Source organism: Curtobacterium sp. MCLR17_036 (assembly GCF_003234445.2).
In the GTDB taxonomy this organism is placed as follows: Bacteria; Actinomycetota; Actinomycetes; order Actinomycetales; family Microbacteriaceae; genus Curtobacterium.
In genome coordinates this window covers 1,013,022-1,029,550 of the sequence record NZ_CP126269.1, presented here as the reverse complement: position 1 = coordinate 1,029,550, position 16,529 = coordinate 1,013,022, and the positions used below count along the sequence as shown (strand labels likewise).

The 16,529-nt window shown below is 72.2% G+C and carries 15 protein-coding genes and 1 tRNA gene; 8 read left to right on the top strand and 8 right to left on the bottom strand.

Annotation, left to right across the window (positions count from 1 at the left end):
• Positions 1–115: 115 nt before the first annotated feature.
• On the bottom strand, positions 116–2,488 hold the full coding sequence (gene ligA / locus DEI99_RS04825) for an NAD-dependent DNA ligase LigA (RefSeq protein ID WP_111042860.1): 2,373 nt from the start codon (positions 2,486–2,488) through the stop codon (positions 116–118).
• A 66-nt stretch (positions 2,489–2,554) separates the two neighbouring features.
• Positions 2,555–3,661, bottom strand: a complete 1,107-nt coding sequence (mnmA, locus tag DEI99_RS04820; RefSeq protein WP_111042859.1) for a tRNA 2-thiouridine(34) synthase MnmA — start codon at positions 3,659–3,661, stop codon at positions 2,555–2,557.
• A gap of 56 nt (positions 3,662–3,717) precedes the next feature.
• On the opposite strand from mnmA, the gene DEI99_RS04815 reads away from it, so the two are divergent.
• The 3 genes from DEI99_RS04815 to DEI99_RS04805 all read left to right on the top strand — a co-directional run bounded on the left by DEI99_RS04815 (position 3,718) and on the right by DEI99_RS04805 (position 5,999).
• On the top strand, positions 3,718–4,998 hold the full coding sequence (locus DEI99_RS04815; RefSeq protein WP_111042858.1) for an MFS transporter: 1,281 nt from the start codon (positions 3,718–3,720) through the stop codon (positions 4,996–4,998).
• 42 nt (positions 4,999–5,040) lie between these two features.
• Positions 5,041–5,121, top strand: a tRNA-Leu gene (locus DEI99_RS04810).
• Between the two features lie 161 nt (positions 5,122–5,282).
• A complete protein-coding gene (locus DEI99_RS04805) occupies positions 5,283–5,999 on the top strand; it encodes a DedA family protein (RefSeq protein ID WP_111042857.1) in 717 nt (238 codons plus the stop codon).
• A gap of 192 nt (positions 6,000–6,191) precedes the next feature.
• On the opposite strand, the gene rdgB is transcribed toward DEI99_RS04805, so the two are convergent.
• The 3 genes from rdgB to murI form a co-directional block, all read right to left on the bottom strand.
• A complete protein-coding gene (rdgB, locus tag DEI99_RS04800; protein ID WP_111042856.1) occupies positions 6,192–6,785 on the bottom strand; it encodes an RdgB/HAM1 family non-canonical purine NTP pyrophosphatase in 594 nt (197 codons plus the stop codon).
• Complete coding sequence (rph, locus tag DEI99_RS04795) at positions 6,782–7,513, bottom strand: ribonuclease PH (RefSeq protein WP_111042855.1); 732 nt, start codon at positions 7,511–7,513, stop codon at positions 6,782–6,784. The genes rdgB and rph overlap by 4 nt, the downstream gene beginning before the upstream one ends.
• Before the next feature lie 75 nt (positions 7,514–7,588).
• Entirely contained in the window at positions 7,589–8,428 is an 840-nt protein-coding gene (murI, locus tag DEI99_RS04790; RefSeq protein ID WP_111042863.1) for a glutamate racemase, read from the bottom strand.
• 115 nt (positions 8,429–8,543) lie between these two features.
• On the opposite strand from murI, the gene DEI99_RS04785 reads away from it, so the two are divergent.
• Positions 8,544–9,833: a nicotinate phosphoribosyltransferase gene (locus DEI99_RS04785; RefSeq protein WP_111042854.1), complete on the top strand. Its 1,290-nt coding sequence runs from the start codon at positions 8,544–8,546 to the stop codon at positions 9,831–9,833.
• 485 nt (positions 9,834–10,318) lie between these two features.
• On the opposite strand, the gene DEI99_RS04780 is transcribed toward DEI99_RS04785, so the two are convergent.
• From DEI99_RS04780 to DEI99_RS04770, 3 genes are read right to left on the bottom strand one after another with little or no spacing between them, the layout of a single operon-like run.
• Positions 10,319–10,579 (bottom strand): DUF3039 domain-containing protein, encoded by a 261-nt coding sequence (locus DEI99_RS04780; RefSeq protein ID WP_099051947.1) that lies wholly within the window; start codon positions 10,577–10,579, stop codon positions 10,319–10,321.
• 46 nt (positions 10,580–10,625) lie between these two features.
• Complete coding sequence (locus DEI99_RS04775; protein WP_111042853.1) at positions 10,626–12,197, bottom strand: ABC transporter permease; 1,572 nt, start codon at positions 12,195–12,197, stop codon at positions 10,626–10,628.
• Positions 12,173–13,087 (bottom strand): ABC transporter ATP-binding protein, encoded by a 915-nt coding sequence (locus DEI99_RS04770; RefSeq protein ID WP_284180950.1) that lies wholly within the window; start codon positions 13,085–13,087, stop codon positions 12,173–12,175. The genes DEI99_RS04775 and DEI99_RS04770 overlap by 25 nt, the downstream gene beginning before the upstream one ends.
• A 685-nt stretch (positions 13,088–13,772) precedes the next feature.
• On the opposite strand from DEI99_RS04770, the gene DEI99_RS04765 reads away from it, so the two are divergent.
• The 4 genes from DEI99_RS04765 to DEI99_RS04750 all read left to right on the top strand — a co-directional run bounded on the left by DEI99_RS04765 (position 13,773) and on the right by DEI99_RS04750 (position 16,526).
• Positions 13,773–14,468, top strand: coding sequence for a phosphocholine cytidylyltransferase family protein (locus DEI99_RS04765; protein WP_111042852.1), 696 nt, complete (start codon positions 13,773–13,775; stop codon positions 14,466–14,468).
• Between the two features lie 44 nt (positions 14,469–14,512).
• Positions 14,513–15,337 (top strand): ABC transporter permease, encoded by an 825-nt coding sequence (locus DEI99_RS04760; protein ID WP_083404925.1) that lies wholly within the window; start codon positions 14,513–14,515, stop codon positions 15,335–15,337.
• Positions 15,337–16,107 carry an ABC transporter ATP-binding protein gene (locus tag DEI99_RS04755; protein ID WP_071263307.1) on the top strand — a complete coding sequence of 257 codons (771 nt, stop codon included), beginning with the start codon at positions 15,337–15,339 and terminating at the stop codon, positions 16,105–16,107. Before DEI99_RS04760 ends, DEI99_RS04755 begins: the two co-directional genes overlap by 1 nt.
• 116 nt (positions 16,108–16,223) lie before the next feature.
• Positions 16,224–16,526 carry a hypothetical protein gene (locus DEI99_RS04750; RefSeq protein WP_071263309.1) on the top strand — a complete coding sequence of 101 codons (303 nt, stop codon included), beginning with the start codon at positions 16,224–16,226 and terminating at the stop codon, positions 16,524–16,526.
• Positions 16,527–16,529: the final 3 nt, after the last annotated feature.

Genomic DNA, 16,529 nt, shown 5'->3' with positions numbered 1-16,529 from the left:
CCCTGCAGACGACGGGTGATGCCCGACCGATTCTACGGAGGATGCTGACGAACGCTCGTGCCAGATGCAACTTGTCCCCCGAAATGGGGAGGATCGGTCTGCGGACGGGCGGGCGTCAGGCGTCCGAGGCGGTGGTGTCCTCCTCGGTCGACTCCTGGTCCGTGCCCGACTCCGCTTCCGGATCCGGCAGGACGCCCGGGCCCTCGGTCACGAGCAGGTGGAACTGCGCCGCGTCGATGATCCGGAGCCCGAGCTGCTCGGCCTTGGTGAGCTTCGACCCCGCCCCGGGACCGGCGGCGACGAAGTCGGTCTTCTTGCTCACGCTCGACGCCGCCTTGCCGCCGGCGGTCATGATCGCCTCGAGCGCGCCCTCGCGCGTGTAGCCCTCGAGCGAGCCGGTCGCGACGACCGTCACGCCGCTGAGCACGCCGCCCTCGGCGACCGCGCCGCCGGGGCCCGGGTGGTCCGGGGTGGTGAACTGCACGCCGGCCGCGGTCCACCGGTCGATGACCTCGCGGTGCCAGTCGACCTCGAACCAGTCGAGCAGGGCGTCCGCGATGATGCCGCCGACGCCGTCCACGGCCGCGAGGTCCTCGCGCGAGGCCGACCGGATCGCGTCGAGGGACCCGAAGTGGTTCGCGAGGGCACGCGCCGCGACGGGTCCGACGTGCCGGATGCTCAGGCCGACCAGGATCCGCCACAGCGGCTTCGTCCGGGCGGCGTCGATGTTCGCGAGCATCTCGAACGCGTTCTTCGACGGGTACCGGCTCGGCTCGCCGGTGTAGTCCGCACCGCGGGCCTCGGGGTCGAACGGCGGGTCGGTCTTCTTGCGCGCACGGCTGAACGGGGTGACCCGCTTCGGCGTGCCGTCGTCGTCGGTCTTCTGCATGCCGGTCTCGGCGTCGCGGACGATGACCTCGATCGGGACGATGTCCTGCATCGTCAGGTCGAACAGCCCGGCCTCGGTGACGAGCGGCGGGGTCTCCGGGCGGAGCGGCTGCGTGAGCGCCGCGGCGGCGACCTCACCGAGTCCCTCGATGTCGAGCGACCCGCGCGACGCGATGTGCTCGACCCGGCCGCGCACCTGCGCCGGGCAGCTCTCGGCGTTCGGGCAGCGGAGGTCGATGTCGCCCTCCTTCGCGGGGGCGAGCTCGGTGCCGCACTCCGGGCAGTGGGTCGGCATGACGAACTCGCGCTCGGAGCCGTCCCGGAGCTCGACCACCGGGCCGAGGACCTCGGGGATGACGTCGCCGGCCTTCCGCAGCACGACCGTGTCGCCGATGAGCACGCCCTTGGCCTTGACGACCTGCTGGTTGTGCAGGGTGGCTTGGCGCACCACGGACCCCGCGACCTCGGCCGGGGCCATCACCGCGAACGGCGTGGCACGGCCGGTGCGACCGACGCTCACCACGACGTCGAGGAGCTTCGTGTGGACCTCTTCCGGCGGGTACTTGTACGCGATCGCCCACCGCGGCGCCCGGGACGTCGAGCCGAGTTCCTCGTGCAGGGCGAGGTCGTCGACCTTCACCACGACGCCGTCGATCTGGTGCTCCACGGCGGAGCGGCGCTCACCCGTGGTCCGGACGAAGCCGTTGACCTCGTCGATGGTGTCGAACACGCGGTAGTGGCTGCTCGTCGGCAGCCCCCACGTGTCGAGCAGCTCGTACACCTCGGACTGGCTCCGGACGTCGGTCTGCTGCTCGAGCTCGCGGACCGGCCACGCGCCGATGCCGTGCACGAGCATCCGCAGACGCCGCAGCCGGTCGACCATGAGCGCGCGCTTCGCCTCGGACTTGCCCTCTTCCTTCTGGCGGAGGGAGCCGGCGGCGGCGTTGCGCGGGTTCGCGAACACGCGCTCCCCCGCCTCGCGCTGGTTCGCGTTGAGCTCGTCGAACTCGGCGACCGGGAAGAAGATCTCGCCGCGGACCTCGACCAGGGGCGGGTGGCCGGTGCCCGACAGACGGTCCGGGATCGTGCCCATCGTCCGCACGTTGCCGGTGACGTCCTCGCCCACGACGCCGTCGCCGCGGGTCGCCGCCGAGACGAGCCGCCCGTGCTCGTAGCGCAGGTTGATCGCGAGGCCGTCGATCTTCAGCTCGGTCAGGAACCGCACGCGCTCGGCACCGGCGTCGCGCTGCACCTTGACGGCCCAGTCGGTCAGCTCGTCGGGGCTGAAGACGTTGTCGAGCGAGAGCATCCGCTCGGCGTGCTCGACCGGCGCGAACTGCGTCGTCTGCGCCTGCCCCCCGACGGTCTGGGTCGGGCTGTCCTCGGTCAGGAGCTCCGGGAACCGCTGCTCGATCGCGTCGAGCCGGCGCACCAGTGCGTCGTAGTCGGCATCCGCGGCCGGTGACCCGTTCTCGCCCTGGTAGTACGCCTCGCGCAGTTCGTTGATGCGTGCCCGCAGCCGGTCGACCTCGCGCGCGGCCTGGGCGGCGTCGAGCCCGTCGGGGTCGATGGTCTCGAACGTCGCGTCGGTCTCGCTCATGGCATCAGTTCTACCGTGCGCCACCGACGCGACGTGCAGCGGACGTGTGCCCCGGGAGCGGCGGGGTCAGGCGTCGACGGGGACGGCGCTCACCGTGCTGTCGATGGTGCACTGGCCGAGCACCCGCGTGCCGACGTAGACCACCGCGGTCTGGCCGGGGGCGACCCCGTGCAGCGGCTCGTCGACGTCGATGACCAGCACGTCGTCCTGCACCCGCGCGGTCGCGGGCACCGGGTCGGCGTGCGCGCGGATCTGCACGTCGCAGGCGAACGGCGTCGCCGGGTCGGCCGGGGCCGTGCCCGCCCACGTGAAGCGCGAGCCCGACATCGACGCGACGGCCAGGGCCTCCTTCGGGCCGACCACGACGGTGTTGTCCTTCGGGCGGATCTCGAGCACGAACCGGGGCTTGCCGTCCGGTGCCGGGCGCCCGAGGGACAGGCCGCGGCGCTGCCCGACGGTGTAGCCGGTCGCGCCCTCGTGCGATCCGACGACCGTGCCGTCGCGCTCGACGACCTCGCCGGGGGCGGTGCCGACGCGGTCCGCCAGCCAACCGCGGGTGTCGCCGTCCGGGATGAAGCAGATGTCGTACGAGTCCGGCTTCTGCGCCACCGTCAGCCCACGGGCGGCGGCCTCGGCACGGACCTCGTCCTTCGAGGGGGTCGCCCCGAGCGGGAACATCGCGTGCTGCAGCTGCTCGGCGGTCAGGACCCCGAGCACGTAGGACTGGTCCTTCGCCCATGCGGCCGACCGGTGCAGCTCGCGCGAGCCGTCCGGACCGGTGACGATCGAGGCGTAGTGCCCGGTCGCGACGGCGTCGAAGCCGAGCGCGAGGGCCTTCTCGAGCAGCGCGGCGAACTTGATGCGCTCGTTGCACCGCATGCAGGGGTTCGGGGTGCGGCCGGCCTGGTACTCGGCGACGAAGTCGTCGACGACGTCCTCCTTGAACCGGGCCGAGAAGTCCCACACGTAGTACGGGATGCCGAGGGCGGACGCCGCGCGCTGGGCGTCCATCGAGTCCTCGATGGTGCAGCACCCGCGACTGCCGGTGCGCAGGGTGCCCGGCATCCGGCTCAGCGCGAGGTGCACGCCCACCACGTCGTGGCCGGCGTCGACCGCTCGGGCGGCTGCCACCGCCGAGTCGACCCCACCGCTCATCGCCGCCAGAACACGCATGCACCAAGGGTAACCCGCGGCCGGACCGGTACCGCTGGCGTACCGTTGGTCGGGCGATGGCCACGACCCCGAACGACTCATTCGACTTCCGGTCCGTGCTCCTGTCGGGCTTCCTGCCCGCGGCGCTGTTCGCGATCGGCGAGGGCGCGATCATCCCGATCATCCCGATCGCGGCCGACTCGCTCGGCGCCGGCCTGGCCTTCGCCGGCTTCGTCGCGTCGCTCATCCTGGTCGGCGAGCTCATCGGCGACGTCCCCTCCGGCATCGTCGTCGCCCGCATCGGCGAGCGGAACGCGATGATCGGCGCCGCCCTGGTGTCGGTCGGCGGCCTCGTCGTCTGCACGACGGCCGGGAACGCCTGGGTCCTCGCGCTCGGCGTGTTCCTGGTCGGCGTCTCCACCGCCGTCTTCGCCCTGGCCCGGCACGCCTACATGACGACCGCGATCCCGGTGCGGATCCGCGCGCGGGCCCTGTCCAGCCTGGGCGGCGTGTTCCGCTTCGGGTACTTCGTCGGCCCCTTCGTCGCCGCCGGCGTGATCCACGTGACCGGCGCGACCCGCAGCGCCTTCTGGATCCACGTCGTGTGCTGCCTGGCGGCGGCGACCGTGCTCCTGGTGCTGCGCGACCCGGCGACGGGCGCGCGCGGTCTGCGGTTGCCGGCACGGGCCTCCCGGCCGACCGACGCGACCGAGCCGTCCACCGACACCGGTGCGGTCTTCGTCGAGAAGGAGGCGCACGGCCTGTTCCGCACCATCCGCGCGAACCGGGCCGTCCTGCTGCGCCTCGGCAGCGGCGCCGGACTGATCGGCGCGATGCGGGCCGGACGCCAGGTGATCCTGCCGCTCTGGGCGGTGAGCGTCGGGCTCGACGACTCGACGGCCGCACTCGTCATCGGCATCGCGGGCGCCGTCGACTTCGCGCTGTTCTACACGAGCGGCCAGATCATGGACCGCTGGGGGCGGCTGGCGAGCGCACTGCCCTGCATGCTCGGGCTGAGCATCAGCTACTTCCTGCTCGCCTGGAGCGGCCACCTCGACGCCCGCGTCGGCTGGTTCGTCGCGATCGCGATGGCCATGTCGCTCGCGAACGGCGTCGGGTCGGGCATCCTCATGACCCTCGGCGCCGACCTCGCCCCGCGCGACGACCCGGCGCCGTTCCTCGGCGCGTGGCGGTTCACCGGCGACTTCGGCTCGGCCGCGGCGCCGCTCCTCATCGCCGGTGTGACGGCGGTGGCGTCGATCGCGGTCGCCAGCGGGGTGATGGGCGTGCTCGGCCTGATCGGCGCCGGCGTGCTGCTCCGGTACGTGCCGCGGTACCTGCCCCGGCAGCTGCGCTGACACCGCGGTCGGACGGCCGCTGTCGGTAGACTGCCGTCGCTCGCGGGAGTGGTGGAATCGGTAGACACGCAGGATTTAGGTTCCTGTGCCCCAGGCGTGAGGGTTCGAGTCCCTCCTTCCGCACCGGTTCCTCCCCAGCCCCAGCCCTGCCCCATCCCCCGGCGTCTCGGCGTCGCGGTGCCCGACGGATGTCATACCGACGGCGGATGGTCGCGACACCCGCGGACGGTACCCTCGTCCTGCGGGACACTCCCCCGTGTCCCGCTCGCTCGACCGGAAGAACCATGCACTCCGTCGCACTCGCCCTGATCCCGTGGCTCGATCCGCAGTACATCCTCGACCACTTCGGGGCCATCGCCGTGCTCGTCGTGTGCGCGATCGTGTTCGCCGAGACCGGGCTGCTCATCGGCTTCATCTTCCCCGGGGACAGCCTCCTCGTCATCACCGGCCTCTTCGCCTTCGACCGGGGCGGCGAGATCGGCGGCATCCCCGTCTGGGTCGCGGCGCTGATGATCGGCGCCTCGGCGTTCCTCGGCGGCGAGCTCGGGTACTACATCGGCAAGAAGGCCGGGCCACCGATCTTCGAGCGCAAGGAGAGCGGGCTGTTCTCGAAGGAGAACGTCGACCGCACCAACGCGTTCTTCCACCGCTTCGGCCCCGCCGCCGTCATCCTGGCCCGCTTCGTGCCGGTCGTGCGCACCTTCGCGCCGATCGCCGCGGGCGTCGGCCGCATGAACTACAAGAAGTACTCGCTGTACAACGCGATCGGCGCCGTGATCTGGGGCGTCGGCGTGACGTTCCTCGGGTACGTCCTGGGCTACATCCCGTTCGTGGCCCACATCGTCCGCGAGTACATCGACATCATCCTGCTGGCCGCGGTCGTCGTGACCGTCGTGCCGATGGCGCTGACCTACCTGCGGAACGCGCGGAAGGCCAAGCACGAAGCCGACGCCGAGGCGGCGGCCACGCCCGCCCACCCGGCGGTCGACCCGAAGCCGTAGCGGCGGCTGCGCGCCGCGGCGCGGCTGCGGCCTGTCCCGGCCGCGCCGGCCCACCCACGGCCACCCGCGGCGGCGCACAACCGAAGTGCATCGGCACCACGTCACCGCGTGGTTCCGATGCACTTCGGTTGTGCGAACCGCACTCGCACCGGCCGCCCGGGGCCGTAGCCCGCGCCGCGGTCCCCGCTCCCGCTACACCCCGAAGTGCTCCCGCACGATCGGGGCGATGCCGCGGAACGCCTTGCTGCGGTGCGAGAGCGCGTTCTTCTCCTCGCGCGTGAGCTCCGCCGACGAGCGATCGGCGTCGTCCGGCCGGAACACGGGGTCGTAGCCGTGCCCGCCGTCACCGATCGGCTCGGTGGTGACCTCGCCGTTCCACACCGCCTCGACGACGTGCTCGGCCCCGTCGGGCGTCACGAACGCGGCCGCGCACACGAAGGCGGCGGTGCGCTCCACGACGCCCTCCAGGTTCTGCAGCAGCAGCGCGATGTTGTCGGCGTCCGACCGGGTCCCGGCGTACCGGGCCGAGTGGATGCCCGGCGCCCCGTCGAGCGCGTCGACGGCGATGCCCGAGTCGTCGGCGAGCGCCGGCAGCCCCGTGTGCGCGACCGCGGCCCGGGCCTTGATGAGGGCGTTCGCGGCGTAGCTGTCGCCGTCCTCGACGGGCTCGGGGCCGTCGTAGCCGACGAGCTCGACGCCCTCGCCCAACGCCGACCCGAGGATCTCGCGCAGCTCGACGACCTTGCCCTGGTTGTGGGTGGCCAGGACCACCTCGCGGGACGTCACGCCAGACCCAGGACCGAGCGCTGGATCGCCGCGAGCGACTGGTTGCCGGCCAGGCCCAGGTCGAGCAGCACGTTCAGCTCGTCGCGGTCGAACGGCGCGTGCTCGGCGGTGCCCTGCACCTCGATGAACTTGCCCGAGCCCGTGGTGACGATGTTCATGTCGGTGTCGGCGGCGGAGTCCTCGGTGTACGCCAGGTCGAGCATCGGCTCGCCCTTGACGATGCCGACCGAGATCGCCTGCACGCTGTCGGTCAGCGGGGCGGCCTTCTTGCCGATGAAGCCCTTGTCGCGGCCCCACTCGATCGCGTCGGCCATCGCCACGTAGGCGCCGGTGATCGACGCCGTGCGGGTGCCGCCGTCGGCCTGCAGCACGTCGCAGTCGATGACGAGGGTGTTCTCGCCGAGGGCCTTCGTGTCGACCACGGCGCGGAGCGAGCGGCCGATCAGCCGGGAGATCTCGTGCGTGCGCCCGCCGACCTTCCCCTTGATCGACTCACGCTGCATGCGTTCGTTCGTCGAGCGCGGCAGCATCGAGTACTCGGCGGTGACCCAGCCGGTGCCCTTGCCGGCGAGCCAGCGCGGCACGCCGTTCGTGAACGAGGCGGTGCAGAGCACCCTCGTGTCGCCGAACGAGATGAGCGCGCTGCCCTCGGCCTGCGTGCTCCACCCCCGCTCGATGGTGACGGGGCGGTGGTCCTCGGCCTGGCGGCCGTCGATGCGGGTGGTCATGGTGTCCTTTCGGTCCGGCCGGGAGGCACGGTGCGGGTCGTGCGGAGCGGGCTGCGGTGGGCGGCTGGTCGCCGCTCAGGCCCGCTCGCGGGGCAGGGTGATGGCGCCGGTCTCGAGGTGGCCGACGCGCACGATCTCGGGGCCGAGGAACCGACGGGCGAGCCGGAGGAAGCCTGCCTCGTCGTCGCCGGTCGACTCGAACGAGTACGTCGGCGCGGTCGTCGCGGTGCGTTCGAGGCCGTGCTCGACGAGCCGCCGGTAGACGTCGTTCGCGGTCTCCTCGGCGCTCGACACCAGGGTGACGTCCGGACCCATGACGAACTGGATCGCGGCGGACATGAGCGGGTAGTGCGTGCAGCCGAGCACGAGGGTGTCGACGTCCGCCGCCCGCACCGGGTCGAGGTAGCCGGCCGCGACCTCGCGGAGCGCCGCCGACGAGGTGTCCCCCGCCTCGACGAACTCCACGAACCGCGGGCACGCCGCTGTCGTCAACGTGACGTCGGCGGCGACGGCGAAGGCGTCCTCGTACGCACGCGACGCGATCGTGCCGACGGTGCCGATGACGCCGATCCGGCCGGTCCGGGTCTGCTTCACCGCAGCGCGGGCCGCGGGCTGGATGACCTCGACCACCGGGATGCCCCAGGCCTGCTCGTAGCGTTCACGGGCGTCGCGGAGCACGGCGGACGACGCCGTGTTGCAGGCGATGACGAGGGCCTTCACGCCCTGCTCGACCAGGTCGTCCATCACCTCGAGCGCGTAGCGGCGGACGTCCGCGATGGGCTTCGGGCCGTACGGCGAGTGCACGGTGTCGCCGACGTACCGGATGCTCTCGCGCGGCAGCTGGTCGATGATGGCGCGGGCCACCGTGAGCCCGCCGACCCCGCTGTCGAAGACTCCGATCGGTGCATCCGTCACGGTGACCAGCGTACCGACGCAGGCGGCGGCCGTACGGACCGACCACCTGCGCGCCGCGGCTGCGTGCACGACGCAATCCGGGCCTCCCGACCGTCGCGTCACTAGTGTCGGAGGGGTGACCAGCGCGCTCCTGACCGACCAGTACGAACTCACCATGGTCGACGCGGCCCTCAAGGACGGGACCGCCGACCGCCGGTGCGTCTTCGAGGTCTTCGCCCGCCGACTGCCGGACGGACGCCGGTACGGCGTCGCCGCCGGGCTCGGACGCTTCCTCACCGCACTCGGCGAGTTCCGCTTCGGCGACGACGAGATCGGCTTCCTGCGCGACCGCGGCGTCATCGACGCGGGGACCGCTGCCTGGCTCGCCGACTACCGCTTCACCGGTGACGTCCGCGCGTACCGCGAGGGCGAGGTCTACTTCCCGAACTCCCCCATCCTGCAGGTCGAGGGCACCTTCGCCGAGGCCGTCGTGCTCGAGACGCTCGCGCTGAGCATCTTCAACGCGGACTCCGCGATCGCGTCCGCCGCGGCACGCATGGTCTCCGCGGCTGACGGACGCCCCCTGGCCGAGATGGGCTCGCGCCGCACGGGCGAGTGGAACGCCGTCGCCGCCGCGCGCGCCGCGTACATCGCCGGGTTCGGCGCGACGAGCAACCTCGAGGCCGGGCGCACGTGGGGCATCCCGACGATGGGCACCGCGGCGCACGCCTTCACGCTGCTGCACGACTCGGAGGAGGCCGCGTTCCGCTCGCAGCTCGACGCCCTCGGCAGCGGCACGACGCTGCTCGTGGACACCTACGACATCGAGGCGGCCGTCGACACCGCCGTCCGGCTCACCGACGGTGCGCTCGGCGCCGTCCGCATCGACAGCGGGGACCTGCCCTCGGTCGTGGCGTCGGTGCGGGCACAGCTCGACCGGCTCGGCGCGACCGGCACGAAGATCACGGTCACGAACGACCTCGACGAGTACACGATCGCCGCCCTGCGCGCGGCGCCGGTCGACTCGTACGGTGTCGGCACCTCGGTCGTCTCCGGCTCCGGCCACCCTGCCGCCGGCATGGTCTTCAAGCTCGTCGCGCACGAGTCCGCCGACGGCGACTCGTGGGTGCCGGTCGCGAAGAAGTCCGCCGACAAGGCCTCGGCAGGCGGCCGCAAGGAGGCCGGCCGACGCCTGCGCAACGGGGTCGCGACGGCCGAGGTCGTGCTCACCCAGGGCCAGGTCGGCCCCGACGAGCGCCCCCTGCTCGTGCCGGTGGTCACCGGCGGCGAGGTCGACCAGGCCTTCCTCGGGGTCGACGGCGTCGAAGCCGCCCGGGCGCACCACAAGCGGTCGAAGGCCGAACTGCCCGCGGACGCCGCGCGCATCGGCCGCGGCGACCCCGCGATCCCGACGCTGGTGATCTGAGCGCGGGCGCGGGGGCCTCGGGCCGCGGGCCGCGTCGTCCAGTGAGCAGAAGATGTCGGGTCGCGGACGGCGACCCGACATCTTCTGCTCACCAAGCGCAGGCCGCGCGCGGGAGGCCCGTGGCGGCGTCGCACGCGCCACTTGCTGAGCAGAAGAGGTCAGGTCCCGAAAGGCGACCCGACCTCTTCTGCTCACCATGCGCAGGCCGCGCACGGAAGGCGCGTGGCGACGCCGCACGCGCCGCTTGGTGAGCAGAAACGGTCGAGTCCCCGAAGGCGACCCGACATCTTGTGCTCACCATGCGCAGCCCGCGCACGGGAAGCCCGTGGTGGCGTCCGGCGCGCCGCTTGGTGAGCAGAAACGGTTGGGTCCCAGACGGCGACCCGACCTCTTCTGCTCACCATGCGCAGGCAACCCGCGCAGACGGCGGACGGGAGGCCCGTGGCGGCGTCGCCACGGGCCTCCCGTCCGTTCCGTGCTCGCGTCTACTCGGCCTTCATCTTCTCGTAGATGGCCTTGCAGTCCGGGCAGACCGGGAACTTCTCCGGGTCGCGGCCCGGGATCCACTTCTTGCCGCACAGCGCCTTGACCGGCTTGCCGGACAGGGCGGACTGCAGGATCTTGTCCTTCTTGACGTAGTGCGAGAACCGCTCGTGGTCGCCGGGCTCGATCGCTTCGTCTTCGAGGAGCTTCTCGAGCTCCCGGTCCATCACGTCGAGGCCGCCGCCGGGTTCCGTCATGCTCATGGACCCAGGGTACGACGGTCGAGCCGGACGCGCAGCGTGCCTGCGGTCAGTTGCGCTGCGCCGCGGCGAGCAGGTCCGGACCACGGCGGTCGAACAGTGCCCCGCCCGCTGCCACACCGATCGCGAGGACCACGACGCCGACCCCGATGCCCACGCCGAGCGTCAGCATCGACCACGGTTCCGCGCCCTGCGTCAGGGCGAGTGCGGCGAGCACCGCGGCGGGCACCGTGCACACCACGATCGCGATGACCATCGTCGCCTGTGCCACGGTCGCGGCGACGCCGGCGGCCTGCGGCTGCTGGAACGGGTGGTCGCCGGGTCGCACCGTCGGGTACGGCATGAGGACCGAGACCACGCTCGACAGCCCGAGGCCGGAGAGCAGGGCGCTCGCGCTCACGCCGACGAGCAGCGGGAACACCGACAGGTCGCCGTAGAGGCGCGCGGACACCCACGCACCGGCCACGAGCAGGGGCGCACCGACGACGAGCAGCGGCACGACGCGGCCGAGCCGGTCGCTCCACCCCGGTGCGCCGGACGCCACGTGCAGCCAGACCGCCGTGTTGTCGTAGGAGACGTCGTTGTGCGGCAGGAACCCGGCGATCAGGGCCATCAGCGGCAGCGGCACGAGGGCCGTCCAGTGCCACGGCACACCGGCGACGCCGAGCGGCAGCACCACGACCGGCACGAACACGATGACCAGGTACGAGGCGCGGTAGCGCGGGTCCCGCACCCAGTAGGTCAGGGCGCGGGCGGCGACCGCGGCGACGGGCGTGGACCCGAGTCGGGCGAACCAGCCGAGCCCGCGGTAGCGACGGGCACGGGGGCGACCGTCGACGGTCTCGAGTGCCCGGCCGACCAGCGCCCACCAGGCCCAGGCGAGCAGGGCGACCACGACGACGGCGACGAGCAGCTTGAGGACGCCCGCTCCGACGTGCCCGCTGGCGACGTCCGCCGGCACCGCCCACGCCGCACCCCACGGCGTCCAGCCGGCGACGTCCGCGACGCGCTGCAGTTCGGCGCCGCGGGTGTCGAGCCAGTCGACGCGCAGCAGCAGGGACACGGCCGGGATCGTCAGCGCGACGACGACGAGGGCGACGAGCCACCCGGCGTCCCGCGACCGCTGGGGGCCGATGACACGCGAGCCGACGGCGCTGCCGACCCGGACGAGCAGGGCGCAGGTGGCCACGGCGAGCAGCCCGGCGACGACCGCCAGGAACCCCGTCCCCGCGTCGCGGGCCCAGACGGCGACCTGGCTGACCGCGACGACGACGACACCGAGCACCGGGACGCCGACGAGCCCGGCGACGCCGAGGCCCACTGCGAGCCGGCGGCGGCCGATCCCGAAGACCGTGAAGCGCCTCGGGTCGAGCTGGTCACCCCGGCCGACCACGAGCGGCACCACGGTGAACGCGAACACGAGGAGGGCTCCGACCGGCACGACGACCGCCCGCGCCGTCTCGGCGTCGACCGGGCGGAGGTCGACGAGCTGCGCCGCGGCCCAGAGCGCGGCGAGGATCCCGACCAGACTGCCGAGCACGACGAACACCGACCGGCGGGCGCTGCCGCGGACCTCGCCCGCGAGCAGGTCGACCCTCAGCCGGAGAAGCTGTGCAACCATTCCATGCTCTCTGCGACGACGCGACCGCCGGCGAGTTCGACGAACTTGTCCTCGAGGCTCTTGCGCCCGCGCACCTGCGCCATCGTGCCGGAGGCCAGGACGCGACCGCCGACGATGATGGCGACCGAGTCGCACGTGCGCTGCACGAGTTCCATCGAGTGGCTCGAGAGCACGACGGTCCCGCCGCCCCGGGTGTAGCGGCGCAGGATGTCGGTGATGGTCGCGGCGCTCACCGGGTCCACCGACTCGAAGGGCTCGTCGAGCACGAGGACCCGCGGCGAGTGGATGAGGGTGGCGGCGAGGGCGATCTTCTTCGCCATGCCGACCGAGTAGTCGGCGACCTGGCGGCCGAGCGCGTCGCCGAGCCCGAAGGCGTCGGCGAGGTCCGCGCTGCGTGCCCGTGCGGTCGCGCCGTCGAGCCCCCGCAGCGTCGCCGAGTAGTAGAGGAGCTGCGCGCCGGTGAGCCGGTCGAACAGCCGGAGCCGGTCCGGCAGCACGCCGAGGCTGCGCTTGGCGGCGGTCGGGTCGGCCCAGACGTCGTGGTCGAGGACGGTGACCGAGCCGGCGTCCGGACGCAGCAGACCGGTGACCATCGACAACGTCGTGGTCTTGCCGGCACCGTTGGGGCCGACGACGCCGAAGATCGAGCCCTGACGGATCTCGAGGTCGACCTCGTCCGCGGCGAGCGTCTGCCCGTAGCGCTTGACCAGCCCGCTGGCCCGGAGCACGACCGGCTGCTGCGGCTGTGCGGCTCCGGCGCGCGGCGCGCGCTTCTTCGCGACGGGCGCCGGCGCCTCGTCGGCGGTGGCCGCCTCCGTCACGGCGCGGCCCGCGTCGGCAGCGTCCGTCGTGGCGGTCGCGTCGATCGCGGCGCTCCGGCCGGGAGGCACGGTGCCGGCGGTCCCGCCGGCCCCCGCCGGGCGCTTGGCACGTCCCTTGCCGCCGCGCGCGCTTCGTCTTCGCCGGCCGCGGTCCGGTGGTCGTCGGTGTCGCGGCTGCCGCCGCGACGCCGGTCGCGGTGGCGTCCGTCGGCGCCTCCGCTGCCGTCGTGGTGTCCGTCGCGCTGCCCGGAGCGTCGTCGGTCATCGCGTCATCACCGGGCGCGTCGAGCGCGTCCCGGTCGGGTGCGTCAGGCGCATCCGGGTCCCCCATGTCGTCGTCGTCGGCACGTTCGTCCGCGGCGGCGTCTGCCTCGTCGGTGTCGCTCGCCTCGGTCATCCAGGCAGCGTCGGTCGTGGCGTACACGTCCTCGTCGTCTGCTGCTCCGGCTGCCATCGCCCAACCGTACCAATGCTGTACCGACACCGGTGGACGGGCCTGTGCAGTGTCACGAATTGGGCACGAAGGGCGTCGGGCTGTACCCCGCGCGGACGGGTTTCCGTATCATTCACCGAGACACGACGGAGTGTTCACCCCCGGGAAACCCGCCGAAACGGGACCACCCGGGCTCCACGAACCAGCCGGCCAGCGCGTCGGTACCGCCGGGTTCTCGGGGAACTCGGACGTTCCGCGAGCAGACTCGACGAGGCCCGCCCGTGCCCGACGGCGCGCGGGCGGACACCAGAAGGGACAAGCATGACCACGCAGATCGTGATCCTCGCAGCGGGGATGGGGAGCCGTCTCGGCCGCAGCCTGCCGAAGCCGCTCACCGAGCTCAGCGACGGCCGCACCATCATGCAGCAGCAGTTCGACAACATCCGTGCGGCGTTCGGTTCGAGCGCCCGGGTGACCATCGTCGTCGGCTACAAGTCGGAGCACATCGTCGAGGCCTTCCCCGAGGCGAACTTCGTCTACAACGAGTCCTACGACTCCACGAACACCTCGAAGAGCCTGCTCCGTGCGCTCAAGGCCACGGGCAAGAGCGGTGTCCTCTGGATGAACGGCGACGTCGTCTTCGACCCGATGGCGCTCGTGCGCGCGGCCGACATGATCGACGAGGACCGCTCGTTCGTCAGCGTCAACACCGAGAAGGTCTCCGACGAAGAGGTCAAGTACACCGTCGACGCCGAGGGCTTCATCCACAAGCTGTCCAAGCAGGTCGTCGGTGGCCTCGGCGAGGCCGTCGGCATCAACTACGTGTCCGCCGGTGACAAGCAGACCCTCATCCGCCAGCTCGGTCGCGTCGACGACCAGGAGTACTTCGAGGGCGGCATCGAGGCTGCCATCGCCGAGGACGGGCTACGCTGGACGCCGATCGACATCTCCGACCTGTACGCGGTCGAGATCGACTTCGCCGAGGACCTCGAGCGCGCGAACGACCTGTTCGCCTGAGCGCTGATCAGGACCCCCTCGGCGGTTCCGCCCGGAGGGAAGCCGTGACGACAGCGAGTGCGCCGACCGCGACCGTGCCGACCGCTCCCGCGGCGACACGGAGCGCCGGTCGGCGCTACCGTCATGCCCTCTGGCTGCTGACGGTCCGCGACCTGCGCGTCCGCTACTCGACGTCGGCGCTCGGCTACCTCTGGTCGATCCTCGACCCCCTGGTGATGTCGGCGATCTACTGGTTCGTCTTCACCAAGGTGTTCCACCGCGGCTCGGTGGGCGAGGACCCGTACATCGTCTTCCTGCTCGTGGCGCTGCTCCCCTGGATGTGGTTCACGGGCGGTGTCTCCGACTCGACCCGGGCCTTCATCAAGGAGTCGAAGCTCATCCGGTCGACGACGATCCCGCGCTCGATCTGGGTCGCACGGATCGTCGCGTCGAAGGGCATCGAGTTCCTGCTGAGCATCCCGGTACTCGCCGTGTTCGTCGTCGCGACGGGAGCGCACCTGCACTGGCAGGCGGTGTTCTTCCCGCTCGGGATCGTCCTGCAGTGCGCCCTGGTCTACGGCCTGGGCCTCATCGTCGCGCCGCTCGTCGTGTTCTTCCGCGACCTGGAGCGTGCGACCAAGCTCGTGCTGCGCTTCCTGTTCTACGCGTCGCCGATCATCTACGGCACCACCGCGCTGCCGGACGCCCTGCGCGGGATCGCCGCGATCAACCCGCTCACCGGGATCTTCGGCCTGTACCGGTCGGCGTTCTTCCCCGCGCAGCTCGACTGGTTCGAGGTCGGGGCGTCGGTGCTCACCACCGCCGTGGTCCTGGTCGTCGGCTTCGCCGTGTTCCGTCGGAGCGAGCACCGCGTGCTCAAGGAGCTGTGATGACCGCCACCGACCAGACCACCCGCACCGAGACCGTCGCCCCGGTGATCTCGGTGCGCGGCGCCGGCATCTGCTTCAAGCGGAACCGCCGCGCGAGCCGCAACTTCAAGGACCTCTTCGCCGGCCGGGGGCGCCGGAAGCGCGCCGACGAGTTCTGGGCGCTCCGCGACGTCTCCTTCGACGTGCGCCCCGGCGAGGCGATCGGCGTCGTCGGGCGCAACGGCCAGGGCAAGTCGACGCTCCTCAAGCTCGTGGCGCAGGTCATGCTGCCGGACGAGGGCCGCGTCGACGTCGGCGCCGGGGTGGCCCCGCTCATCGAGATCACCGGCGGGTTCGTCGGCGACCTGTCCGTCCGGGACAACGTGTACCTGACCGCGGGGCTGCACGGCATGACGCGCTCCGAGATCCGCGAGGCGTTCGACGAGATCATCGCGTTCGCCGAGATCGGCGACTTCGTCGACACCCCGTACAAGCACCTGTCCAGCGGCATGAAGGTGCGCATCGCCTTCGCGGTCATCTCGCGCCTCGACGAGCCGGTCATCCTGGTCGACGAGGTCCTGGCGGTCGGCGACAAGGCCTTCCGCGAGAAGTGCTACAAGCGGATCGAGGAGCTGCTCGCCGGCGGCCGCACGCTCTTCTTCGTCTCGCACAGCGACAAGGACCTGCGCCGGTTCTGCGACCGCGGGCTGTACCTGGACAAGGGACGGCTGCAGCTCGACGACACGATCGAGGCCGCGCTGGCCCGCTACTCGGCCGACTACGGCTCCTGACCGCCCGGGGTACTCCCCCTGCACGGTCACCGCCTCCGGGCGCTCCCTCCACAGCCCGCGCGTCCCCGCGGTTCCGGCAGCCCCCACCGTCGGACCCTCCCCCTAGCGTTCCGGGCATGCACCACCCACCGACCGCCTACCCCGTCCCGTTCTCCGTCGACCGCACCCACGCCCCGCGCCGCTACGACCTCGTCAACACCGGGGACGAGCCACTCGACGGCCTGACCCTCACCCACCTCGGCGACGGGTACTGTCCGCCGCTCGCCGTGCGACGCCTCGAACCGGGCCGCGCGTTGTCCATCGCGGTGTTCGGAGCCGATCCCGAGCGCACCGGGGTCGTCGTGGTCCGCTGGCGGCGCCCGGACCGCTCCGAGTACCTCTGGCGCATGTCGCTCGTCGGCGGGGGGCCGGTCGCGTGACGG